This window comes from Polaromonas sp. C04 (genome assembly GCF_002002705.1).
In the GTDB taxonomy this organism is placed as follows: domain Bacteria; phylum Pseudomonadota; class Gammaproteobacteria; order Burkholderiales; family Burkholderiaceae_C; genus Rhodoferax_A.
Genome location: NZ_MUNS01000020.1, coordinates 153,273 through 176,266 on the forward strand (window position 1 = coordinate 153,273; position 22,994 = coordinate 176,266).

Annotated in this window: 19 protein-coding genes; 8 read left to right on the forward strand and 11 right to left on the reverse strand. The window is 64.4% G+C overall.

What is annotated here, in order from left to right; genetic code table 11:
• Positions 1-6: 6 nt before the first annotated feature.
• Positions 7-1,716, reverse strand: a complete 1,710-nt coding sequence (gene aspT, locus B0E49_RS02010; RefSeq protein ID WP_077560299.1) for an aspartate-alanine antiporter — start codon at positions 1,714-1,716, stop codon at positions 7-9.
• Between the two features lie 192 nt (positions 1,717-1,908).
• Here aspT and B0E49_RS02015 point away from each other — a divergent pair, with 192 nt between their 5' ends.
• A complete protein-coding gene (locus tag B0E49_RS02015; protein ID WP_077560300.1) occupies positions 1,909-2,778 on the forward strand; it encodes an ADP-polyphosphate phosphotransferase in 870 nt (289 codons plus the stop codon).
• 392 nt (positions 2,779-3,170) lie between these two features.
• On the opposite strand, the gene B0E49_RS02020 is transcribed toward B0E49_RS02015, so the two are convergent.
• From B0E49_RS02020 to B0E49_RS02070, 10 genes are all read right to left on the reverse strand, one after another.
• The gene (locus B0E49_RS02020; protein ID WP_077560301.1) at positions 3,171-3,557 is read right to left on the reverse strand and encodes an acetate and sugar kinases/Hsc70/actin family protein; all 387 of its coding nucleotides are present in this window, start codon (positions 3,555-3,557) and stop codon (positions 3,171-3,173) included.
• Positions 3,558-3,587: 30 nt separating this feature from the next.
• Positions 3,588-5,978, reverse strand: a complete 2,391-nt coding sequence (locus B0E49_RS02025) for a phosphoketolase family protein (RefSeq protein ID WP_077560302.1) — start codon at positions 5,976-5,978, stop codon at positions 3,588-3,590.
• A gap of 3 nt (positions 5,979-5,981) precedes the next feature.
• Complete coding sequence (locus tag B0E49_RS02030; RefSeq protein WP_077560303.1) at positions 5,982-6,221, reverse strand: hypothetical protein; 240 nt, start codon at positions 6,219-6,221, stop codon at positions 5,982-5,984.
• A 766-nt stretch (positions 6,222-6,987) separates the two neighbouring features.
• The gene (locus B0E49_RS02040) at positions 6,988-8,916 is read right to left on the reverse strand and encodes a potassium transporter Kup (protein WP_077560305.1); all 1,929 of its coding nucleotides are present in this window, start codon (positions 8,914-8,916) and stop codon (positions 6,988-6,990) included.
• Between the two features lie 159 nt (positions 8,917-9,075).
• Positions 9,076-9,438, reverse strand: a complete 363-nt coding sequence (locus tag B0E49_RS02045) for an SPW repeat protein (protein WP_077560306.1) — start codon at positions 9,436-9,438, stop codon at positions 9,076-9,078.
• Between the two features lie 111 nt (positions 9,439-9,549).
• Positions 9,550-10,923: a hypothetical protein gene (locus tag B0E49_RS02050; protein ID WP_077560307.1), complete on the reverse strand. Its 1,374-nt coding sequence runs from the start codon at positions 10,921-10,923 to the stop codon at positions 9,550-9,552.
• Between the two features lie 30 nt (positions 10,924-10,953).
• On the reverse strand, positions 10,954-12,009 hold the full coding sequence (locus B0E49_RS02055) for a VWA domain-containing protein (RefSeq protein WP_077560308.1): 1,056 nt from the start codon (positions 12,007-12,009) through the stop codon (positions 10,954-10,956).
• Positions 12,010-12,033: 24 nt separating this feature from the next.
• Positions 12,034-13,029 carry a DUF58 domain-containing protein gene (locus B0E49_RS02060; protein ID WP_077560309.1) on the reverse strand — a complete coding sequence of 332 codons (996 nt, stop codon included), beginning with the start codon at positions 13,027-13,029 and terminating at the stop codon, positions 12,034-12,036.
• Between the two features lie 7 nt (positions 13,030-13,036).
• Positions 13,037-14,047, reverse strand: a complete 1,011-nt coding sequence (locus tag B0E49_RS02065) for an AAA family ATPase (protein WP_077560310.1) — start codon at positions 14,045-14,047, stop codon at positions 13,037-13,039.
• 11 nt (positions 14,048-14,058) lie between these two features.
• Positions 14,059-14,949, reverse strand: coding sequence for a S1C family serine protease (locus B0E49_RS02070; protein ID WP_077560311.1), 891 nt, complete (start codon positions 14,947-14,949; stop codon positions 14,059-14,061).
• Between the two features lie 115 nt (positions 14,950-15,064).
• Between B0E49_RS02070 and B0E49_RS02075 the strand changes: the two genes are divergently transcribed.
• The 7 genes from B0E49_RS02075 to B0E49_RS02105 all read left to right on the forward strand — a co-directional run bounded on the left by B0E49_RS02075 (position 15,065) and on the right by B0E49_RS02105 (position 22,991).
• Positions 15,065-15,910 carry a TatD family hydrolase gene (locus tag B0E49_RS02075; protein WP_077560592.1) on the forward strand — a complete coding sequence of 282 codons (846 nt, stop codon included), beginning with the start codon at positions 15,065-15,067 and terminating at the stop codon, positions 15,908-15,910.
• A 164-nt stretch (positions 15,911-16,074) separates the two neighbouring features.
• Positions 16,075-16,572, forward strand: a complete 498-nt coding sequence (locus tag B0E49_RS02080) for a DNA-deoxyinosine glycosylase (RefSeq protein WP_077560312.1) — start codon at positions 16,075-16,077, stop codon at positions 16,570-16,572.
• Positions 16,573-16,575: 3 nt separating this feature from the next.
• Entirely contained in the window at positions 16,576-17,340 is a 765-nt protein-coding gene (locus tag B0E49_RS02085) for a class I SAM-dependent methyltransferase (protein WP_077560593.1), read from the forward strand.
• Positions 17,341-17,360: 20 nt separating this feature from the next.
• A complete protein-coding gene (gene tfpB, locus B0E49_RS02090) occupies positions 17,361-19,160 on the forward strand; it encodes a type IV pilus assembly ATPase TfpB (protein ID WP_077560313.1) in 1,800 nt (599 codons plus the stop codon).
• 112 nt (positions 19,161-19,272) lie between these two features.
• The gene (locus B0E49_RS02095; protein WP_077560314.1) at positions 19,273-19,761 is read left to right on the forward strand and encodes a tripartite tricarboxylate transporter TctB family protein; all 489 of its coding nucleotides are present in this window, start codon (positions 19,273-19,275) and stop codon (positions 19,759-19,761) included.
• 12 nt (positions 19,762-19,773) lie between these two features.
• On the forward strand, positions 19,774-21,285 hold the full coding sequence (locus B0E49_RS02100) for a tripartite tricarboxylate transporter permease (protein WP_077560594.1): 1,512 nt from the start codon (positions 19,774-19,776) through the stop codon (positions 21,283-21,285).
• Positions 21,286-21,377: 92 nt separating this feature from the next.
• Positions 21,378-22,991: a gamma-glutamyltransferase family protein gene (locus tag B0E49_RS02105; protein WP_077560315.1), complete on the forward strand. Its 1,614-nt coding sequence runs from the start codon at positions 21,378-21,380 to the stop codon at positions 22,989-22,991.
• The last annotated feature ends 3 nt before the right edge of the window (positions 22,992-22,994 follow it).

Below are 22,994 nucleotides of genomic sequence, written 5' to 3' on the forward strand. Positions count from 1 at the left end.
ATTGAATTAAGGGGAAGCATTTTTCGTGATGATGCCAACGATGACAGGCCCCCAGAGCGTGAGGAATACGTTGGCAACGGCATAGGTGACGGTGAAAGAGACGACAGGGGTCGCATTGCCTGCCTTCAACAGCAACGCAGCGAAAGCCGGGTTCGCGCTGCGACCGCCGGCGACACAAGCCAGCGCCTCGATTGGATTGCGTATGCGCAGAATGAAGTAGGAGAAGAAGAAGGTAATAATCTGCGGGACCAGTGTCACGCCGACCCCGAGAAATAGCAGCGTCAAGCCATATTGCCGGATGGCGACAAGTGCCTGCGGTCCGGCCGCGATGCCAACGATTCCCACAAATACTGCCAGCCCAAAGTCGCGCAGGAAGTTGGAAGCGCCCATCGGCAAAGCTGAAAATTTCGGATGCACGCTGCGCAACCAGCCAAAAAACAAACCCGACAAGAGACAGCCGCCACCGCTGCCGATCGAGATCGGGATACCCCAAAGCTTGAACTGAATCATCCCGATGAGCATGCCGATGAGCATGCCGACACCGAAGAAAATGAAGTCGGTGACCGCGGCAGCGGAAATTTTGTAGCCGATCTTCGACTGCACTCGATCGAGGTCGGAGGGACTGCCGGTAAAGTGCAACTCATCACCACTTTTGAGCCGAAGCTTGCGCAGCAATGGCAGTTCCCGTCCCATGCGCATGACCACCGTCAAGAACACACCATGACGCGTTTCGACGTTGACATGGTCGTGGATCTCGCCCACTTCGCGGTTGCTCAGAGACCGGTTGGTCAAAATGATCTCGCGGTTTTCCTGGACCAGCAGCAGACCGTTCGGGGCCGGGACCTCTCGACCGAAGAAATCGGACGCATTTTCCATGACATCGATCGTGCCGGTGATCGCAACCCGATCTCCGCTCCGGACTATCGTCGCGTCGGTTATATCGAGCGCCTTGTCGTCACGGAAAACAGCCTCCACATTCGCATCCGAAAGCTCTTTGTCGATTGCCAGCGCTGTCTTGCCCGCCGCTTTGCTGCTCGATGCGATTTCATAGATGCGAGTATCAATGCTCCTCACGGCATTGAATTGACCCGGGTCCAGTTCCGGGTGGCCGCCAGACATCTCGTTCGCGAGCTTCACCGCTTCCTGGCGGATGTCCCACTTCATCACCATCGGCAGAAACCAGGTGACCATGATGATCGGACCGAGAGAACCAAATATGTAACAAACTGCGTAACCCACGGCAACGTTGGTTTGCATGGTCTTGACCAACGCCGGCGCGAGTCCGAGCTTGGCAATGGCATCGCCAGCCGTGCCGAGAATTGCAGATTGGGTCAGTCCGCCGGCGGCGAGTCCTGCCGCCATACCTCGATCGAGGCCAAACATCCAGGCCGCCAGCAAAACACACAGCAAACCCGTAAAACACATGACAAATGAGGATGCCAGTTGATTCAGCGAACGTCTATTGAGTGCATGGAAGAACTGTGGTCCTCCCTGGAATCCGACCGCGTAGATAAACAATGCAAAAAATATGGCCTTGATCCCGCTATCGATGTTGATGCCAAGTTGCCCAATGACGACGCCCACCAGCAATGTTCCGGCAATACCGCCCAGGACGAAGTTGCCCAGTTTTATTTTCCCAACCAGGTATCCGAGCGCAATGGTGACAAAGAGCGCGAGCAATGGCTCGTCGGAAAATAATTTATGCAAAAGTTCCATCTTGCTCTTTCGAAGGCCACGGTGGGAAATCAGGTCGAGCCCGGCTCGACGACACGCATCGCTCGTTTTGACATCGTTCGCCCAACGAGGCGGCGTGTCTGTGCGCTAGCGAACATGGCCTGTGTTTGACGTGCCAAAGGTTGCGGCTACACTCATTGCGGAATAGCGGAATGCCCCGCCGAAAGGATACGAATGAAGATCAATGCAAAGGATTTTCGGGTTCGGGAGGGAGGCGAGGTCAACCTCAAAAAGTGGCCTACCATCGTCGATCCCGTGTACAAGTCGAAGGAGCAATACCAGGAACTGCTGAGCGAGCACGTGGCACAACTCAGTTCGCAACAGCAGCTTCTCTACGCCTCCAATCGCTATGCCGTGCTGCTGATTTTTCAGGCCATGGATGCGGCCGGCAAAGACGGCGCCATCAAGCACGTGATGTCCGGCGTCAATCCGCAAGGCTGCCAGGTGTTCAGCTTCAAGCACCCCAGCCCCGCGGAACTGCAGCACGATTTTCTATGGCGTACCACGCGTGATTTGCCGGAACGCGGGCGAATCGGCATCTTCAATCGGTCTTACTACGAAGAAGTGCTGATCGTGCGCGTGCATCGCAACATTCTGCGCAGTGAGGGGCTCCCGGACACGCCGCGCGACGACAAGGTGCTCTGGCGCGACCGCTACCGTTCGATCGCGAATCTGGAGAAACATCTGTACGACAACGGAACGCGCATCGTGAAGTTCTATCTCCACCTCTCGAAGGACGAGCAGCGAAAACGCTTTCTCGAACGGATCGACGAGCCGGAAAAAAACTTCAAATTCAGTCTTGCGGACATTGAAGAGAGAAAATTCTGGAGGCACTACATGAAAGCCTATGAGGAGTGTCTCGGCGCCACAAGCACCAGCGCTGCGCCCTGGTATGTCGTACCCGCCGACGACAAGGAAAACGCCCGGCTGATTATCTCCAGGATCGTGCTCGACACGCTCGATGGACTCAAGCTGACCTACCCGAAAACGAGCACGGAGCGCCGCCAGGAATTGCTGGCCATCCGCAAGCGGCTTGCGAAGTGAGAACTCGTCAAAGGCACGCTCCCAAAGCTGTCTTCCAGCATTTAGTGAGTTAAGTGCAATATAGAACAGACGGTTAAGCCAATAGGTCGCATCATTTTTTTAGAAGCACGGCGATCGCCATCGTGGCCGGGCCATTCACACTCCTGTTGTGCGGCTGCGCTTTCGATGGCGGCGGAGACGGATAGGGCGACTACGTGGGCTTCGGAGTGGATTACTACGAGCCCTACGGCGGCTGGGGGCCTGGCTACAGTGTGGAGCCGTTTGGGGGGCGACCGCGGGCCGTTCGTGTTGGCGGCCCGTCCTGTCAGCATGCTTATCGGGCCACCTCCCGCGCGATGCCGTCTACTCCGTCACGTGGGCGTTCTGGCGGCTCGCGCTCGGGGCGCCGTTAGTCATGTGTGTGCCTGCGGCGCGAAGGCGGTGGCCGCCTCCAACTGCCTCAGGACCGAATCGTCAATCAAACAATGCTGACGCAGTTTCGGACCGACGTGCACAATTCGATGCGCGATGGCGGCCGGTGCCGGCGTCTTGGACTCAGCAAGAAGTCTTCCGATACGAGTGATCGCTTCCCGTTGGCTGGGGATGGATGCGGTCTCGCAGGTCAACTCATTCCGGAGTGAATCTTGTGCGCAAAATTTGCTCGAGCTGGCGCCGATCGACTCGGCCTCGCCGGAGAGCAACACATCTGTTCGCGCGGCCCCGACGCGGTACAGGCCGAATTTGAGCGAAGATGAGCCGCTGTTGAGGGCGAGAATAGTCACGGCGTCAGCATGTGCCATGTCGCATCCCGGCGGAAAGAGACATTGTGGTCAAAAATTCCAGTACCAGTCGCGCACCTCCGGCATGTCCTCGCCGTGCTCGCCGATATAGAGCTTGTGGCGCTCCATGGTCGTCCAGTAGCGTGCCGTCGCCTCCTGCACCTGATCGCGGAGGCGCGGAATCCGCCCGATGGCATCCAGCGCGAGCTGATAGCGGTCCAGGTTGTTCAGCACCACCATGTCGAACGGCGTCGTGGTCGTGCCTTCCTCCTTGTAGCCGCGCACATGAATATTGTCATGGTTGCGGCGCCGGTAGGTCAGCTTGTGGATGATCGCGGGGTAGCCATGAAAGGCGAAGATCACCGGCTTGTTGGTCGTGAACAACTCATCAAAATCCCGGTCTTCCAGACCATGAGGATGCTCCGATGGGGGCTGCAACACCATTAAGTCCACGACGTTGACGACACGGATGCGGATGTCGGGCACATAGTCCCGCAACAGCGTGACGGCAGCGAGCGCCTCCAGGGTCGGCACATTGCCGGCGCAGGCCATGACCACGTCGGGGTCGCCGGCGTCGTTGCTGGCCCACTGCCAGATCCCCGCACCGGCCGTGCAGTGGCGCACGGCCGAATCGATGTCCAGCCACTGCCATTCGGGCTGTTTACCGGCGACGATCAGGTTGATGTAGTTGCGGCTGCGCAGACAGTGATCGGCCACCGCCAGCAGGGTGTTGGCGTCGGGCGGCAGGTAGATGCGCACCACATCGGATTTCTTGTTCGCGACATGATCGATAAAGCCGGGATCCTGGTGCGAGAACCCATTGTGGTCCTGCCGCCATACCAGCGAGGTGAGCAGGTAGTTCAGCGACGCGATCGGCTTGCGCCACGCAATGGTCCGGCTGACCTTGAGCCACTTCGCGTGCTGATTGAACATCGAATCGACGATGTGAATGAAGGCCTCATAGCAGGAGAACAGGCCATGGCGGCCGGTCAGCAGGTAGCCTTCGAGCCAGCCTTCGCACAGATGCTCGCTGAGCACCTCCATGACGCGGCCGTCGGCGCTCAGATTGACATCAACCTCTTCGACATCGGCCATCCACGCCTTGCCGGAAACCTCATAGACGGCGTCCAGCCGGTTCGACGCCGTCTCGTCCGGCCCGAAGAGGCGGAAGTTCTGCTGGCCCAGATTGAGCTTCATCACGTCGCGCAAGAAGTTCCCAAGAACCCGTGTCGCCTCCGCTTCCACGCTGCCGGGCCCGCGCATGGCCACGGCGTAGTCATGGAAGTGGGGCATCGACAACGGCTGCAACAATTCGCCCCCATTGGCGTGCGGATTGGAGCCCATGCGGCGCTGGCCCGTGGGCGCCAGCGCGGCCAGCTCCTCGCGAAATTTACCCCGCTCGTCGAACAACTCGTGCGGCCGGTAGCTCTTCATCCAGTCCTCGAGCTGCTGAAGGTGTTCGGGCGTCTTGAGATCGGCAATGGGAACCTGATGCGCGCGCCAGGTGCCTTCCACCGGCAGGCCATCGACGAATTTAGGCCCCGTCCACCCCTTGGGCGTGCGAAACACGATCATGGGCCAGCGCGCACGCTCGGGTCTCGTCGTCTCGCCGGCAGAGCGCGCGGCGCCCTGGATCCGTCGAATCTGTGCCAGGATCGCGTCGAGCGTGGCTGCAAGGCATTGGTGCACCAGCGCCGGCTCGTTGCCTTCGACGAAGTGCGGTTCGTAGCCATAGCCGCGCATCAGATCGGTCAGCTCCCGGCGGCTGATGCGGGCCAGCACCGTCGGATTGGCAATCTTGAAACCGTTCAGATGCAGGATCGGAAGCACGGCGCCGTCGCGCGCAGGATTCAGGAATTTGTTCGAATGCCAGCTGGTGGCCAGGGCTCCCGTTTCCGCCTCGCCATCACCGATGACGCAGGCGACGATCAGATCGGGATTGTCGAAGGCCGCGCCGTAGGCGTGCGCCAGGGAATAACCCAGCTCCCCGCCTTCGTGAATGGAGCCGGGCGTATCCGGGGAGACGTGGCTGGGGATGCCGTGGGGCCAGGAAAACTGGCGAAAGAGCCGCTGCAGTCCATGGCGGTTGCGCTCGATTGCCGGATAGCGCTCCGTGTACGAGCCCTCCAGATAGGTCTGTGCCACGATGCCCGGGCCGCCATGGCCGGGGCCGATGACGTAGATCATGTTCAGGTCGTTCTGCTGGATCAGCCGGTTCAGGTGCACATACAGAAAATTCAAGCCCGGTGTCGTGCCCCAGTGCCCGAGCAGGCGGGGCTTGACATGTTCGAGCTTGAGAGGCGATTCGAGCAGGGGGTTGTCCTGCAGGTAGATCTGCCCGACCGAGAGGTAGTTCGCCGCGCGCCAGTAGGCGTGCATCTTTTGCAGGAGTTCGGGCGACAAAGGATCGGGCATCAGATTCTCCGACAGGGGTTGCGTCATGTCTTACACCAACCAGGAACCGATACCGATCAGCAGCGCGGTCACCACCACCGTCGTCATGAATCGTGGTGCCGCCAAACTGTTTATCGCCTCCGCGACGCATTGCAACTTAAACAAATGGCCGCGCGACCCGTTGCACAGGTCCAGATGCTTCCCCAGAGCCGACAGCTCCATCGGCGACGTGTCCGCGGCGTCACCATACGATGAAGTGGTCCAGCTTGGGGCAGTGACATGGGAGTTCATGAAAAGCGCCTGCCGAATTGCAAGGCTGGTTCAAGACGCCACGGCTACTGAGCCGGCGGAACGACCACTATGGTGCTGCCGTTTGTGGCTCCGCGCGCACCAGTGTTGCCTCTTGCGCCGGTGTTACCAGTGGCGCCGGTGTATCCGGTTGCACCTGTGTTACCGGTGGCGCCAGTGTCACCGGTGGCACCCGTGCCACCTGTTGCGCCCGTATATCCGGTGGCACCCGTATTACCCGTTGCGCCGGTATATCCAGTGGCACCCGTGTTACCTGTCGCGCCGGTGTATCCGGTGTGCCCGGTGGCACCGGTGTCACCTGTATCGCCCCGTGGCCCAGGGGGACCCGCAGGAACGGTAAAGCAGGCGCTCAAAGAGAGGGTCATTAGCGTAGCGATGATCAGTTTCGAATATTTCATGATGATTCCTTCTGTTTAAGTGACGAGAACTGTCCGCATCAGTGTGAGCAATTCCCCAGAATTGATCAGTTTCTGGCAGCAATAACCGGCGTCAGGAGATCGGACCTTCGCCATGGGAAAAACGGATCAACCACTGATTTCTTCAGGGCATGACCGTTAACGATCAGGCTACGCGCTCGTGGTCATTCAATCTGTGCGCTAGCGCGCATAGTCCGGCTTTTGCATGATTGCCCCATGGCGGCGGGAGCGAACCGAACGCGATGGGGCCGGCCATGGTCAAGATTGCCGAGGCCAAGACCCTCGGCTATGTCGGCAATGTCGTCGGCGGCTTCCGTGTGCGATCGCGTGCATCAGATTTCCACCCGTGTCCCCAATTCCATCACGCGATTCGCCGGCAGCTTCAGGTACTCGGCCACATTTCCGATGTTGTGCGACATCGCCGCGAACATCCTCTCGCGCCACAGCATCATGCCCTTGCCGCCGATCGCGACCACCAGCGCGTGGCTGAGGAAGTAGGAGACCTTCAGTGGGTCGACCACCAGGCCCTTGGCCGTGCAGCCCTGCAGTGCCGCCGGCAGATCGATGACGTCCTTGAAGCCGTAGGTGACGACGATGCGAAAGCAGTTTTGCCCCAGCGGCGTGATGCTCAACCGCTCGTTGGCGGCCACATAGGGAACGTCGCGAATCGTCACGTTCGCGAAGATCACCCGGTCGTGAAAAACCCCGTTGTGCTCGATGTTGTTGATCAGCGCATGCGGCACGGCATCGGGGTGGATGGTCGGGAACACGGCGGTGCCGCCCACGCGCAGCGGAGGATTGCGGAACAGGCTGTCGAGGTACTGACGCAGCGGCACGGCGCCGGCGCGCGTGCCGGCTTCCTCGATCATCATCTCGCGGCCGCGATGCCAGGTTGTCATCACCGTAAAGATCACCGCGCCGGCGAGCAGCGGGTACCACCCGCCCTGGAGGAACTTGAGCAGGTTGGCGGAAAAGAAGGTCGCGTCGATGGCGAAGAAGAAGCCGGTCGACAACACGCACACCAGCCAGTTGTAGTTCCAGGCGTAGCGCACCACGTAGAAGGTCAGGATGGTGGTGATCAGCATGGTGCCGGTGACCGCGATCCCGTAGGCGGACCCGAGCGCGGTGGAGGAGCCGAAACCCAGCACGGATATCACCACGGCAGCCAGCAGCATCCAGTTGATCGCCGGCACGTAGACCTGGCCGATTGCCCGCTCCGAGGTGTGAACCACGGTCATGCGCGGCAGAAAGCCGAGATGGATTGCCTGCCGGGTCATGGAATACGCGCCGGAGATCACGGCCTGCGATGCGATCACGGTCGCGACGGTCGCCAACACCACCATCGGGTACAGCGCCCACGACGGAAACAGGTGGAAGAACGGACTGGCCACCGTTTTGGGTTCGGTCAGCAGCAGGGCGCCCTGGCCCAGGTAGTTGAGCGCGAGTGCCGGGAACACCAGGCCGAACCACGAGATCCGGATCGGCGCCGCACCAAAGTGCCCCATGTCCGCATACAGTGCCTCGGCACCCGTGAGCGCCAGCACCACCGAGCCCAATGAGACGAAGGCCAGCCAGCCGTGCTGCAGCAGAAAGTTGATGCCTGCGAGCGGATTGAGCGCTGCCAGGACGGCCGGTGCCTTGAAGATATCCATCAGGCCGGCCAGCGCGAGCACGCCGAACCAGAGCACCATGATCGGCCCGAACACTGCGCCTATGCCGGCGGTCCCTTTCTTCTGGACCAGGAACAGGGCGACCAGTACCGCCAGGGTGATCGGCAGCACGTAGGGCTTGAGGTGTGGCGCGGCAACTTCCAGGCCCTCGACCGCGCCGAGCACGGAAATGGCCGGCGTGATGACGCCATCACCAAAAAACAGGGCGGCACCGAAGACGCCGGCGATCAGCAGACCGTGGCGCAGCCGGGGCCGGCTAGCGACCGAGGAGGTCGCCAGCGCCAGCAGCGCCATGATGCCGCCCTCGCCATGGTTGCTGGCACGCATGATCAGAGTGACGTACTTGAGCGAGACGACGATCAGCAACGACCACAGAATCAGCGACACCACCCCGATCAGATTGGCCGGGTTCAGCGTCAAGCCGTTGGCCGGATCGAACACCGTGCTCATCGTGTACAGCGGGCTCGTACCGATGTCGCCAAAGACGATGCCGATGGCCGCCAGCGCCAACGCCGGCAACGGTCCGTGGTGAGGATCGTTGCGCGTGACAGCAGATTGGGTTCCCGTGCTGGCGGCGGGCGAGGTTGTCATGTGGAGTCCCCTCAGGTCGTTGGCGCGGCGATTTTAATCCCGCATCGCGAAATTCCCCTAATGGAAGCTCCCCGGTCGCCGGGCGACAGGCCAAATCTTCCCCCGCTCCATGGGCGTCCATGGAGCGTTCAGGACGCTCAAGTAACTACCGTCGGCGGCTCAGTGCGCCGCCCCGTGCGTCCAGCTGTTGTAGTCCTTGTCGGTCATGAGTGTCCACAGCGCGAGCGCCAGGATCACGATGCCGCTAATCACCGCCGCGCGCATGGCGTCGCGCTGCTCGCTGAACCGCAGTGCCCAGGGCGATATGACCAGCCAGAGCCCCAGAATGCCTTCGGTCCACTCCTCCCACGCACGCGGCACGATCATCGCCCCCAGCGAGGCTGCGATCAGCGCCACGCCGATGATGACCGCGTTGGCCATGGCCGTTGTCATGTCCTGGAAGCCCAGTGCCCAGGGCGAGAGGACGACCCACACCCCCAGCAGGGCGTTCACCGGGTCTTGCCAATGTTTCAACTGCTTCATGATGACACCTCCTGTCACCGGCGAAAGCGCCAGTCGACATGATTTAGACAGGCCCGGCCCGGCATTGTTCCGTGATGTAACAGGGCCGCAGGCGTGCCCGCTCCAAGGCGTTCAGGGTCTTGGCAGGAATGACGCCATGAACACGCGCGACTGCGTGCCGAAATGCTGCATCAGCTCGGACACCAGCTGTGTCATGTCGTCCCGCATGTTTTGCGGGGCACGCTGCAGCACGGCGAACAAATCGATATCGGGCTCGGTCTGTTCGAACACGTAGGCCGGGTCAGAGATGTATTTGGCGGGCAGGGCGTGTTCCAGCATGCGGTCGGTCCGGTCGGCCCAGTCGTACGCCTGCTGGCTCACGACCTGGCGCGGGGTGGCGTCCGACCAGGGTGCCTGCGCAGCGTCCTTTGATGTATTGCGCGTGGCGCGCAGCAGGGCATCCATGGGGTTCTTGTGCAGATAGGCGTCCCGCATGCGGTGGTACTGGTAGTTTTCGAGCGCGAGATGGCGGTTCGAGACGAGCCGGATGGCCCGGTCCTTGGGCCCGTGCCACCCCGCGATATCGAGGGCGTTGATCCACAGCATGCGCACCGTGCTCACGCCCGGCAGGACGTTCGCATGGTAGGGCTGCGTCAGGTCCTGCACATAGTGCAATGCCCATCCCGCAAAGCGCCAGCCCCAATATGGATGCCCGGTCTTGAGCGCATACGCCGCCAGTGACCGGTACAGATGGATTCGGTATTCGGGGTAAGTGCGGCGCAGGAAGCGGGCTGCCTTGTAGATGATCCAGGACTCATGGAAAAAGCCCATGTGAAACGGCGCCTGCCCCGAGAACTCGAGCGCCGGATCGCCGAACGGCTGCTTGCCGAAACCGTAGCGGCGCCCATAGGGCGTGCCGTTGTCTTCCCACAGGCCGATGTCCAGGCCGTCGTCGGGCTCTGCGGACGCGCTGGCAACAACCTCCAGCACCGCGACTTGCTCTCCCGGGTGAAGGCGCTGGTATTGGGTTTCGCGGGCCGTGGTGTCGCGCCGCAGTGTCGTGACCCCGGTCCAGGGCAGGTTTGATCCGGGCGGTGGCTGCGTGCCGGGGCGCATCTGCAGGAACAGCGGCAATTGGCAGTCGGGATTGATGCGCAGGGCCGCCATGAAGCGCTGCCTGCGCGTGGCGGGCGGGCCGCCGGCTCGGAACTGCAAGGCATCCGGCTGCGGCGGATACACAGGGACGTTGCGGCGTGCCCATTGTTCCTCCTGCGCCAGCAGCGCCTGCAGGCCCGTGTCTTCGGCCGCCAGGAACGCGTCCAGGGTTTCCGCGGCAACGGGGGGTGCCCCCGCGATTGCTGGCATGGCGGCCAGCGCCTGCCAGGTGCCCAGGGTGTGGTCGCTCCAGGCGAAGGACAGGGTCGCGGTGCCCGTCAGTGCCACGAAAATCAGCCAGCGGATGCTGCGGCAATATCGGTACAAGGTGTTCGGGCTGTTCAGGCTCATGCCAGAGGATCGTGGTGGCATGCGTGCCTTTCAGAGAATGCGGTTGAACCACAAGAGCGATAGTCCTGCCGCGGTGACGGCCAGCAGCGCGGCGGCGAGTGCCAGCAGGGCGGAGATTTCGGTTTCCTTTTTCTCGACGGACAGCCGTGAGCGCAGGGTTTCGTAGACATTTTTCAGGCTGTCCGCAGTACCGGCGTAAAAGTACTCGGCCCGGGTGCTGTCGGCGATGGCCTTGAGCGTATCCTCGTCGAGCCGCACGCGCATAGACCAGCCTTGAAAGCCGATGGTCTCGCCATCCACCGTGCCCACGCCCACGGTGTACACGCGCACCCCGCGATCGGCCGCCATGCTGGCCGCCTCCATGGTGTCCACGCCGGTGGTGCGCTGGCCGTCGGTGAGCAGGATGATGGCCCCCGTGTTGTACGAGCCGGGTGTCACAGGCGTGAATTTTTTGCCCGCCCCGGGCGCGCTTTTGTCGATTGCGACCCCGTGGGGGCCGCCCACGCCGTCGACCATCGCCTCCAGGTCGATGCCGGCGTCGGGGAACAGGGTCGCCAGCGACAGCACGATGCCGTTGCCGATGGCGGTGCCCGGCTGCAGCTGGAAGCGGTCGATGGCGGTCACCAGGTCATCGTGGTTCAGGGTCGGGGCCTGCACCACCGAGGCCGTGCCCGCAAAGGCGATGATGCCCACGCGCACGCTGCGCGGCAGCTCCGCGAGAAACGCCTTGGCCGCGTTCTGGGCCGCGACCAGGCGGCTGGGCAGCACATCGGTGGCGCGCATGCTGCCCGACACGTCCATCGCCAAAATGATGGTGTCCTGCTGCATCGGCAAGGTGATCACGGCCAGGGGGCGCGCCGCCGCCAGCAGCATGGCGGCAATGGCCAGCAGCAGCAGCAGCGGCGGGATGTGGCGGCGCAGGCTCTGGCCCGGTCCCATGGCCTCCTTGACGATGGACAGGCTGGCATAGCGCAGTGCCAGCTTTTTCTTGCGGCGCAACAGCCAGACATACAGCGCCACCAGCAGCGGCAGTGCCAGCAGCAGCCACAGCAACTGGGGCCACAGGAAGGTGACGGGCGAGGTCATGGCATCGTCTCCGTGATGGCTGGCTCAGGCCGCCACATGCAGGTGCGCGGACAGCGGGCTGACCGATGCGCCGGCGCCCGGCAGCCGGCTGCGGCGCTTGCGCAAATCGGTGAAGCGCAGCACCGATGCCACCAGGTCATCGTCGGTGCACAGCTCCAGCGTGTCGACACCCGCGCGTGCCAGCGCCTGGCGCAGTTCCGCCTCGCGCTGCGCCGCAATCCGCGCAAAGCGCTTGCGAAAACCCGCGTCGTGTGTGTCCACCATCAGTTGTTCGCCGGTTTCCGCGTCGCGGATGGGGATGAGCCCAAGGTCGGGCAAGTCCAGTTCCATCGGATCGAGCAGCCGCACCGCCACCACGTCGTGGCGCCGCGCCAGCTCGCCCAGCGGTCTTTCCCAGTCGGGCTCGCTGATGAAATCGGACACCACAAACAGCGTGGAGCGGCGCCGCACCACCGTGGCGGCCGATGCCAGCAGCTCATGCAGCCGGGTGCCGCCGGTGTCGCCCGCGAGCGGGCGGTTTTGCATGGCGTGCAGCAGGTGCAGCACATGCCGGCGCCCGCCGCCCGGCGGAATCACGGTGTCCACCCCGGCGCCGTACAGGAGCGCGCCGACGCGGTTGCCGTGACGCGTCAGCAGCCGCGCCAGCACGGCCACGAATTCGGTGGACACGTGGCGCTTGCGCTGCTCGCCCGAGCCAAAATCGACCGAGGGGCTCAGGTCCAGCAAAAACCAGGCGCTCATCTCGCGGTCTTCGGTGAACACGCGCACATGCGTTTGCTGCAGCCGCGCCGTGACGTTCCAGTCGATGTGGCGCACGTCATCGAAGTGCTGGTACTCGCGCAGGTCGGCCAGGTCCAGCCCGGCGCCGCGCAACAGCGTGCGGTAGTCGCCCTGCAGCAGCCCGTCGAGCCGGCGGATCACCGTCCACTCCAACCGGCGCAGCACGTGCTCGGCCCCGGGCGCCGGCGCCAGGGCAGGCGTGGCGGACGCGGGCGGGACGGGTGGGGTGCGGGTCCACATGGCGGCCTCAGGCGGCGAGTTTTTCGTGGGCCAGGGGCTTGGCCGGCGGCGACACCCTGGCCATGATCCGGGCGGTGAGGGCGTCCGCCGTCAACCCTTCCGACAGCGCCTCGTACGACAGCACCAGCCGGTGCCGCAGCACGTCGGGCACCAGGTCGCTCATGTCCTCGGGCAGCGCGTAGCTGCGCCCGCGCAGCATGGCCAGCGCGCGCGCACCTTCGGTCAGGTTGATGGTGGCGCGCGGGCTGGCGCCAAAGGTGATGAAGCGGGCCAGATCCTTCAGGCCATGGCGCTCGGGCGTCCGGGTCGCGGACACCAGCCGCACGGCGTACTGGATCAGCGAGGGGTCGACATAGATACGGCGGCACTCGTGCTGCAAGGCGGACAGTTGCTCGGTGGTCGCCACCGCGGTCACCGCCACCGCCGGGCCGATGACGCGCTCCACGATCACGAATTCCTCCTCGTCGCTCGGGTAGTCCACCAGCACCTTCATCATGAAACGGTCCACCTGCGCCTCCGGCAGCGGGTAGGTGCCCTCGGTCTCGATCGGGTTCTGCGTGGCCATCACCAGAAACGGCTCGGGCACCTTGTGCGACACGCCGGCAATCGTTACCTGGCGCTCCTGCATCACCTCCAGCAGCGCGCTTTGCACCTTGGCCGGCGCGCGGTTGATCTCGTCGGCCAGCAGCAGGTTGGTGAACACCGGCCCCAGCGAGGTGCTGAACTCGCCGGTTTTCTGGTTGTAGATGCGCGTGCCGACCAGGTCCGCCGGTACCAGGTCGGGTGTGAACTGAATGCGCTTGAACTGGCCGCGCACCGTGCTGGCCAGGGTCTTGACGGTCAGCGTCTTGGCCAGGCCCGGTACGCCTTCGACCAGCAGGTGTCCCTGCGCCAGCATCGCAACCATCACGCGCTCGAGAAAGCGGTCCTGCCCGACCACCACGCGCTTGACCTCGTACAGGATCTGCTCCATCACCTGTGCGGTGTCGTTGTTGTCGGCGGGGGTCTGTGCGTCCATGGGGGAGTCCTTCAGAAGGGTGACATGCCAACCGCCGAGGCGGCATTCTCGATCGGTACCGCAAAGCCGATGCCGATAAAGGTGCGGGCCGGTGTCGGGTTGAGGATGGCGGTGACGATGCCGACGACGGCACCATCCATCGTGACCAGCGGTCCGCCCGAGTTGCCGGGGTTGGCGGCGGCGTCGAACTGGATCAGGTTGGACAATTCCTGCCCGCCGTTGGGCGAGCGGAACACGCGGTTCAGGCCCGACACCACGCCCGCCGACGCCGACGGGCCGATGCCGAACGGAAAGCCGACCGCCATCACCTGGTCGCCGGTCGCCAGGTCGGCGGTGGAGCGCAGGGTTGCGGGCATGAGGTCGTCCGGAATGGTGCTGGCCTGCAGCACGGCCAGGTCGTTTTCAGGCTGCGTGCTGATGACGGAGGCGCGCGACATCAGTCCGTCGAAAAAAACCACCCGGATGACCTCGGCGTCCTGCACCACATGCAGGCTCGTCAGGATCACGCCCTTGTCCACAATGACCACGCCGGTACCGACGCCGCGCTCGACCTCGTCCTTGCCATGGCGGCTCTTGCCATAGGCCATGACCCGCACGACAGAGGGGAAAATCGCGTTGTAGGCGGCGGTGGCGGGGGAGGGCAGGACCGTGGTTTCCAGGGTTTTGAGCACGGCCGCGTCAATGTCTTTTTGCGTGACCGTGCGCGTTGCCGGACGCAGCGCCAGGCCCAGGCTGAGCGCGAGCATGACGGCCAGCAGGGCGATGACCGACCACAGCACACGTGGACTGGAAAGTCTGCGCCGGCGGGACGGTGCCGGGGCGGTGGCTGGCGCCGCGTCGCCGGCGGGCAAGGCGCCATCCGGCCCGCGACGGGAGCGGCTGTAGAGGGCGGGCTTGCGCATCAGGTCACCTGTGAGGGATGTTTTCAATACGCGCTGGAAACGACGGAATTACAGTATCACGGTTTGCCCGTTCCTGCATCCAGTTTGCGCGCCCGTTTCAGGCATTATGGTGGCCATGACGGTCTGGATCGATACCCACTGCCACCTGGATGCTCGCGAGTTCTGCAGCGATGTCCTCGCCATGCGCGCGCGGGCGGCTGCCAGGGGCGTCGCGCATTGCGTACTGCCGGCCGTGCAGGTGGCCAACTTCGCGGCGGTGCGTGAACTGGCGCACCAGTTTGGGGACAGCTATGCGCTGGGCATCCACCCCTTGTGCGTGCCGCAGGCGGTGGATGCGGACCTGGCGGCGCTCGATACCGAGTTGGCGCTGCGCCAGGCCGACCCGCGGCTGGTCGCGGTGGGCGAGATCGGGCTCGACTATTTCGTTCCCGAACTCTTGCAGAGCCCACTGCGTGAACGTCAGGAGTTTTTCTACCGCGAACAGCTCAAGCTGGCGCGCCGGCATGGCTTGCCGGTGATCCTGCACGTGCGGCGCTCGGCCGACCGGCTGCTGAAAGCTTTGCGCGACCTGGCCGGGCCTGACGGGCTTTGGCGCGGTATCGCCCACGCCTTCAATGGCAGCGAGGTGCAGGCCACCCAGTTCGTCGCGCTGGGCTTCAAGCTCGGCTTTGGCGGTGCGGTGACGTTCGAGCGCGCGCTGCAGCTGCGCCGTCTGGCCGCCACCTTGCCGCTGGATGCCATCGTGCTGGAGACCGATGCGCCGGACATTCCCCCGCACTGGCTTTACAAAACCGCGCAGCAACGCGCGGCCGGCGCGCCGCAGGGCCGCAACGAGCCGGCCGAGCTGCCGCGCATTGCACAGGTGGTCGCCGACCTGCGCGGCATGGGGCTCGCCGATCTGGCGCAGGCGACAACGCGCAACGCCATGGCGGCGCTGCCGCGGCTGGGGGCGCTGCTGTGAGCGCCGCCGGGCCGTCCCAAGGCGCGAAGGCCCCCGAGGGGCTGAGCCCCGCGGCTCCGAGCTTGCCTGCGCAGGTTCGGACGGGGCGAAGAGCCGCCGACTCTGGCGGTGGCCTGTCCAGCGAGCCACACGCAGTGGGCGAACGTGGGGGCGCTGTGCGTGTGATGTTGCGGGGGCTGCCGCCGCTGCTGTCACCTCAGACCCGCTTGCTGGTGCTGGGCAGTTTCCCCGGTGCGGCCTCGCTCGCCGCGCAGCAGTACTATGCCCATCCGCAAAACCAGTTCTGGAAGATTCTTCAAGCCATTTGGCCTTCCAGCCCATACGGGACGGGCACCGGCAGCTATGAAAACAGAAGCACATGGCTACTCGCCCACGGCCTGGGCGTATGGGACGTGTACGGCGCCTGCGAGCGCGAAGGCAGCCTGGACGCCAGCATCCGCAACCCGCAGGTCAACGATTTCTCAAACCTGCGCCGGCGCTGCCCGCAATTGCAGGCGATCGTCCACAACGGCGGCGAGAGCTATAAACACGCGCGTTACACCGCCGAACTGGGTTTACCGGTCTATAAATTGCCGTCCACCAGCCCGGCCAACGCGTCCTGGCGCTTCGAGCGCAAACTCGCCGCCTGGCGCGAGGTCTTCGAACAACATGGACTCATCTGATTGATGGCACGCACAAAAAAAACCGACAGGGAACTTCCGGAAGTCAACTTCTCCGACTATGGCGACGTGCGCTACCTGCACCTGGGCACCGAGTGGGTGCAGGGCTCGATGCTGCTGGATGCGCCCTTTGACATCGAGCTGGAGTATGTGCAGCGCATGATGGCCTGGCTGCTGTTTGTGGAGCCCACCGAAGTGGCCAAACGCCACGCCATGCAGCTCGGTCTGGGCGCCGCCTCGCTGACCAAGTTCTGCCGCAGGAAGCTGCGCATGAAGACCACCGCGATCGAGCTCAATCCGCAGGTGGTCGCGGCCTGCCGCCTGTGGTTCAAGCTGCCGCCCGACGATGCGCGGCTGCAGGTGGTGCTGAGCGACGCGGCCGAGGTGGCGCGGCACCCGCACTGGCATGGCACGGTGGACGCGCTGCAGGTGGATCTGTACGACCACGAGGCCGCCGCGCCGGTGCTCGACAGCGAGGATTTCTATGCCGACTGCCGCCGGCTGCTGACCGAGGACGGCTGCATGACGGTGAACCTGTTCGGCCGCTCTTCCAGCTACGAGCGCAGCCTGGAGAAAATCGCGGCCGCTTTCGGCCGCGATGCGGTCTGGGCCTTCAAGCCGACGCGTGAGGGCAACACCGTGGTGCTGGCGCTGCGCACTGCCAGGGCCGTGAAACGCGCAGAGCTTGCCGCGCGTGCGGAAACCATCCAGACTCTGTGGCATCTGCCCGCGCCCAAGTGGCTGCGGGTGTTCAAACCGCTGCAACCCTGACCACTTCCCCCACGACCTCCATGAGCGCCACCTTGCAACCCGCCAAGCATTCTCCTTTGCCCAAGTCCGTCCCGATGGGGCCGGTGGACTGGCGCCGCCTGGTCGAGTGGCTGAACGCGGACGGGGTGATTTCGAATGAGGAAGCGCGCCGCACCATCGCGCGCTGCTCGCAGGCCGAGAGTGCGCAGCATCCGCTGGTGCGCCTGGCCAGCGTGGCGATGCAGCGCTCAAGCGATGGCAAGCCGCTGGACATTGAAGCGCTGACCCAGTGGCTGGCCGGCCGCGCCGGGCTCGACTACCTGCGCATCGACCCCTTGAAGGTGGATGTGGGCAAGGTGGCCGACATCATGAGCGCCGCCTACGCCGAGCGCCACCGCGTGCTGCCGGTGCAGGTCACGCCCACCGAGGTGGTGGTGGCCACGGCCGAGCCCTTCATCATCGACTGGGTCGCCGAGGTCGAGCGCCAGTCGCGCCGCAGCGTGCGCCGCGTCGTCGCCAGTCCGCAGGAGATTCACCGCTTCACGGCCGAGTTCTTCGCGCTGGCCAAATCCGTGCGCGCGGCGCAAAAGGCCGGCTCCGGCAATGCGGCCGCGAGTTTCGAGCAGCTGGTCGAGCTGGGCAAGACCAGCAAGCAGTTAGACGCCAACGACCAGGGCGTGGTGCAGGTGGTGGACTGGCTGTGGCAGTACGCGTTCGACCAGCGCGCCAGCGACATCCATCTGGAGCCGCGCCGCGAGCAGGGCGTGATCCGCTTTCGCATCGACGGCGTGCTGCACCCGGTGTACCAGATGCCGATGGGCGTGCTGAACGCCATGACGGCGCGCATCAAGCTGCTCGGGCGCATGGACGTGATGGAAAAGCGCCGCCCGCTGGACGGCCGCATCAAGACGCGCAACCCGCGCGGCGAAGAGATCGAGATGCGCCTGTCCACGCTGCCCACCGCCTTTGGCGAGAAGATGGTGATGCGGATTTTCGACCCCGACACCACCGTCAAGGATCTCGACGCGCTGGGTTTCTCGTCGCACGATGCGGAGCGCTGGGAAGGCCTGGTCAGGCGACCCAACGGCGTGATTCTGGTGACCGGCCCGACGGGATCCGGCAAGACCACCACGCTGTACTCCACGCTCAAGCGGATCGCGACCGAGGAGGTCAATGTCAGCACGATCGAGGATCCGATCGAGATGATCGAGCCCGCGTTCAACCAGACGCAGGTGCAGACACAGCTCGATTTCGGTTTTACCGAGGGCCTGCGCGCGCTCATGCGGCAGGACCCCGACATCATCATGGTGGGCGAAATCCGCGACCTGGCCACGGCCGAAATGGCGATCCAGGCGGCGCTGACCGGGCATCTGGTGTTCTCCACCCTGCACACCAACGATGCGCCCTCTGCCATCACGCGTCTCATGGAACTGGGCGTGCCGCCCTACCTGATCAACGCCACGGTGCTCGGCGTGCTGGCGCAGCGTCTCGTGCGCACGCTGTGCAAGCAGTGCCGGCAAAAAGACGACGCCACCTCGCGCGAGGCGCTGGCGGCCATCGTCAAGCCCTGGAAGATCAACGGCGGCTACCGCCCCTACAAGCCCGTGGGCTGCATCGACTGCCGCATGACCGGCTTCATGGGCCGCATGGGGCTGTACGAGTTGCTCACGGTCAGCGACGCCTTCAAGGGCCAGGTCACGCTGGCGCCGGACCTCGGTGCGCTCAAGCGCCAGGCCGTGCAGGATGGCATGCGGCCGCTGCGGCTGGCCGGCGCGCTGCGCGTGGCCGAAGGCCTGACCACGGTGGAAGAAGTCTTGAGCGCCACGCCGCCGCTCGACTGACCGCCGCCCGGCGCCCGCGCGCCGGGTTCCCGGCGTAGGTGGAATCCACATCGGGCGGCCCGGCAAAGCCGCTGACAATCCGCTGGTCGAATTTTTTTCGAGGAGACAACACGTGAAAATCAAGAGTCAAAAGGACTTCTACTCCGGCGTCATGTTCGCGCTCGTGGGCATTGCGTTTGCCTGGGGCGCAACCGCCTACAACGTGGGCGGTGCCGCGCGCATGGGCCCCGGCTATTTCCCGCTGGTGCTGGGCGTGATCCTGGCAGCAATGGGCGCGCTGGTGATGTTCAAGGCGCTGGTGGTGGAAACCGAGGATGGCGACAAGGTCGGCAAGTGGGCCTGGCGGCCGCTGTGCTACATCATCGGCGCCAACCTGATTTTCGGGGTGCTGCTGGGCGGGCTGCCGAGCATCGGTCTGCCCTCGATGGGGATGATCGCCGCGATCTACGCGCTGACCTTCATCTCCAGCAAGGCCGGCGATACCTTCAAGTGGAAGCCCACCCTGGTGCTGGCAAGCATTCTTGCCGTGGGCAGTTATTTCACCTTCATCGTGGCGCTCAAGCTGCAGATTCAGGTGTGGCCTACTTTCATCGCGGGTTGAGTGAACACCACCATGGATCTGATTGCTAATTTATCGCTTGGCTTTGGCGTCGCGTTCACGCCTGGCAACCTGCTTTATGCGTTTGTCGGCTGCCTGCTCGGCACCCTGATCGGCGTGCTGCCCGGCATCGGCCCGGTCGCCACCATCGCCATGCTGCTGCCGGCCACCTATGCGCTGCCTCCGGTGTCGGCGCTGATCATGCTGGCCGGCATCTACTACGGCGCCCAGTACGGCGGCTCCACCACCGCCATTCTGGTGAATCTGCCCGGCGAATCGTCGTCGGTGGTGACCGTGATCGACGGCTACCAGATGGCACGCAAGGGCCGCGCCGGCCCGGCGCTGGCGGCCGCCGGCCTGGGCTCGTTCTTTGCAGGTTGTGTCGGCACGCTGATGCTGGCTGCGTTTGCGCCGCCGCTGACCGAGCTGGCCTTCAAGTTCGGCCCGGCCGAATATTTCTCGCTGATGGTGCTGGGCCTGATCGGTGCCGTGGTGCTGGCCTCGGGCTCGCTGCTCAAGGCGGTGGCCATGATCATCCTGGGGCTGCTGCTGGGCCTGGTCGGCACCGACGTGAACTCCGGCGTGGCGCGCTACAGCTTCGACATCCCCGAGTTGACCGACGGCATCGGCTTCGTGGCGATTGCGATGGGCGTGTTTGGCTACGGTGAAATCATCACCAACCTGGCGCAGCCCGAGGAGGAGCGCGAGGTGTTCACCGCCAAGGTGCAGGGCCTGTTCCCGACCAGGCAGGACTTCAAGGACATGCTGCCTGCCGTGCTGCGCGGCACCGCGCTGGGGTGTGCGCTGGGCATCCTGCCGGGCGGCGGCGCCTTGCTGTCTTCCTTTGCCGCCTACGCGCTGGAGAAAAAGACCAAGTTGCGGCCCGGCGAAGTGCCGTTCGGCCAGGGCAACATCCGCGGCGTGGCGGCCCCCGAGTCGGCCAACAATGCCGGCGCCCAGGCCTCGTTCATTCCGCTGCTGACGCTGGGCATCCCGCCGAACGCCGTGATGGCGCTGATGGTGGGGGCCATGACCATCCACAACATCCAGCCGGGCCCGCAGGTGATGACCAGCAACCCCGAACTGTTCTGGGGCCTGATCGCTTCCATGTGGATCGGCAACGCCATGCTCATCATCCTGAACCTGCCGCTGATCGGTATCTGGATCAAGCTGCTGTCGGTGCCTTACCGCTACCTGTTCCCGGCGATCGTGCTGTTCTGTGCGGTGGGGGTTTACACCACCAACAACAACACCTTCGACGTCTGGGTCGTGGGCGCCTTCGGCATCGTCGGCTATCTGTTCAACAAACTCGGATGCGAGCCGGCCCCCATGCTGCTGGGCCTGATTCTGGGACCGATGATGGAAGAAAACCTGCGCCGGACCCTGCTGCTGTCGCGCGGCGACTGGAGCGTCTTTCTCACGCGCGGCCTGTCGGCGGCCCTGCTGGCGGCGGCGCTGGCGCTGGTGGTGATTGTGATGCTGCCCTCCGTGAAGGCGAAGCGCGAAGAGGCGTTCGTGGAAGAGTAACGCGCTGATAGCGGCAGACAAGCGGCACCTTCGGGTGCCGTTTTCGTTGTGCCGGACAATAGCGGGCGCCGCACCGAAACGAGAGCGAGAGCATGAACCTCAATCACAGAAACCCCTACCCGTCGACGCGCATCCCGGTGTTCGCCCGCAACCTGGTCTCCACCTCGCACCCGCTGGCCGCGCAGGCCGGGCTGCGTATGCTGCTGGAGGGCGGCAACGCGGTCGATGCGGCAGTTGCGGCGGCCGCCGCCATGACGATCTGCGAGCCGGTCAGCAATGGGCTGGGCGGCGACGCGTTCTGCATCTTGTGGGACGGCCAGGCGCTGCACGGGCTGAACGCCTCGGGGCGCGCGCCGCAGGCCTGGACGCGCGAGTACTTCCGCGCCAGATACGGTGCCGACGCGGCGAGGCCGCCCAAGCGCGGCTTCGATGCCGTCACGGTGCCCGGTGCGGTTGGCAGCTGGGTGGCCCTGAGCGAGCGCTTTGGCAAGCTGCCGTTTGCCGACCTGCTGCAGCCCGCCATCGAGATCGCCGAGCGCGGCTATCTGGTGCCGCCGGTGGTGCAGCGAAAGTGGGCGGCCGCGGTGGCCGAGCTGCAGTCGCTGCCCGGTTTTGCACAGGCCTTTTTGCCGTGGGGCCGGGCCCCGAACGTCGGTGAATTGTTTCAATTCAAGGCTGCGGCGCGCGCCCTGCGGTCCATTGCGGCTACGAAAGGTGAAGCGTTCTACCAAGGTGAGATTGCCGAAGCGATCGTACGTTTCTCGCAGCAGCACGGGGGCAGCCTGACGCTGCGCGATCTGGCCGCGCACCGCCCCGAGTGGGTGCAGACGATCGCCCGGAATTACCGCGGCCACACCCTGCACGAGATCCCGCCCAACGGGCAGGGCATTGCCGCGCTGATGGCGCTCGGCATGCTGGGGCAGTTCGATGTGGCGGGCCTGCCGGTGGACGGCGTCGACTCGCAGCATGTGCAGATCGAGGCCATGAAGCTGGCCTTTGCCGATGTCTACCGTTACGTGGCCGAGCCATCGTCAATGGAGGTGACGGCCGCGCAAATGCTCGATGACGGCTACCTGGCCTCGCGTGCCAAACTCATCGACATGAAAAAAGCGCAGGACTTCGGCGCCGGCAACCCGGCCCGCGGCGGCACCATCTACCTCACGGCGGCGGATGAGAACGGCATGATGGTCAGCTTCATCCAGAGCAACTACATGGGTTTCGGCTCGGGCTGCGTCGAGCCCGAATTTGGCGTGAGCCTGCAAAACCGGGGCCACGACTTCAGCCTGGACGTGGCCAGCCCGAACGCGGTGGCGCCGGGCAAGCGGCCGTTCCACACCATCATCCCCGCGTTTTTGACGAAGGACGGCCATCCGCTCATGAGCTTCGGCGTGATGGGCGCCGGCATGCAGCCGCAGGGCCATCTGCAGACGCTGGTGCGCATGCTCGACTACGGCCAGAGTCCGCAAGCCGCCTGCGACGCGCCGCGCTGGCGCTGCTACGCGGGCCTTAATCTCCGCGTCGAGGCCAGCATGGACCCGGTCACCGTGCAGGGCCTGCAGCATCGTGGCCATCGCGTCGCGGTCATCGACGACCCGTACCAGGACTTCGGCGCTGGCCAGTTCATCTGGCGCATGGGCGACCCCAGGGTCGAAGGCTACATGGCCGCCAGCGATGCCCGGCGCGACGGCCAGGCCGCCGGCTTCTGAGGC

Excerpts from the sequence above, each read along its gene's own strand:
- aspT (WP_077560299.1), bottom strand. The coding sequence starts at position 1,716 with ATGGAACTTTTGCATAAATTATTTTCCGACGAGCCATTGCTCGCGCTC.
- B0E49_RS02015 (WP_077560300.1), top strand. The coding sequence starts at position 1,909 with ATGAAGATCAATGCAAAGGATTTTCGGGTTCGGGAGGGAGGCGAGGTC.
- B0E49_RS02020 (WP_077560301.1), bottom strand. The coding sequence starts at position 3,557 with ATGGCACATGCTGACGCCGTGACTATTCTCGCCCTCAACAGCGGCTCA.
- B0E49_RS02025 (WP_077560302.1), bottom strand. The coding sequence starts at position 5,978 with ATGACGCAACCCCTGTCGGAGAATCTGATGCCCGATCCTTTGTCGCCC.
- B0E49_RS02030 (WP_077560303.1), bottom strand. The coding sequence starts at position 6,221 with ATGAACTCCCATGTCACTGCCCCAAGCTGGACCACTTCATCGTATGGT.
- B0E49_RS02040 (WP_077560305.1), bottom strand. The coding sequence starts at position 8,916 with ATGACAACCTCGCCCGCCGCCAGCACGGGAACCCAATCTGCTGTCACG.
- B0E49_RS02045 (WP_077560306.1), bottom strand. The coding sequence starts at position 9,438 with ATGAAGCAGTTGAAACATTGGCAAGACCCGGTGAACGCCCTGCTGGGG.
- B0E49_RS02050 (WP_077560307.1), bottom strand. The coding sequence starts at position 10,923 with ATGAGCCTGAACAGCCCGAACACCTTGTACCGATATTGCCGCAGCATC.
- B0E49_RS02055 (WP_077560308.1), bottom strand. The coding sequence starts at position 12,009 with ATGACCTCGCCCGTCACCTTCCTGTGGCCCCAGTTGCTGTGGCTGCTG.
- B0E49_RS02060 (WP_077560309.1), bottom strand. The coding sequence starts at position 13,029 with ATGTGGACCCGCACCCCACCCGTCCCGCCCGCGTCCGCCACGCCTGCC.
- B0E49_RS02065 (WP_077560310.1), bottom strand. The coding sequence starts at position 14,047 with ATGGACGCACAGACCCCCGCCGACAACAACGACACCGCACAGGTGATG.
- B0E49_RS02070 (WP_077560311.1), bottom strand. The coding sequence starts at position 14,949 with ATGCGCAAGCCCGCCCTCTACAGCCGCTCCCGTCGCGGGCCGGATGGC.
- B0E49_RS02075 (WP_077560592.1), top strand. The coding sequence starts at position 15,065 with ATGACGGTCTGGATCGATACCCACTGCCACCTGGATGCTCGCGAGTTC.
- B0E49_RS02080 (WP_077560312.1), top strand. The coding sequence starts at position 16,075 with ATGTTGCGGGGGCTGCCGCCGCTGCTGTCACCTCAGACCCGCTTGCTG.
- B0E49_RS02085 (WP_077560593.1), top strand. The coding sequence starts at position 16,576 with ATGGCACGCACAAAAAAAACCGACAGGGAACTTCCGGAAGTCAACTTC.
- tfpB (WP_077560313.1), top strand. The coding sequence starts at position 17,361 with ATGAGCGCCACCTTGCAACCCGCCAAGCATTCTCCTTTGCCCAAGTCC.
- B0E49_RS02100 (WP_077560594.1), top strand. The coding sequence starts at position 19,774 with ATGGATCTGATTGCTAATTTATCGCTTGGCTTTGGCGTCGCGTTCACG.
- B0E49_RS02105 (WP_077560315.1), top strand. The coding sequence starts at position 21,378 with ATGAACCTCAATCACAGAAACCCCTACCCGTCGACGCGCATCCCGGTG.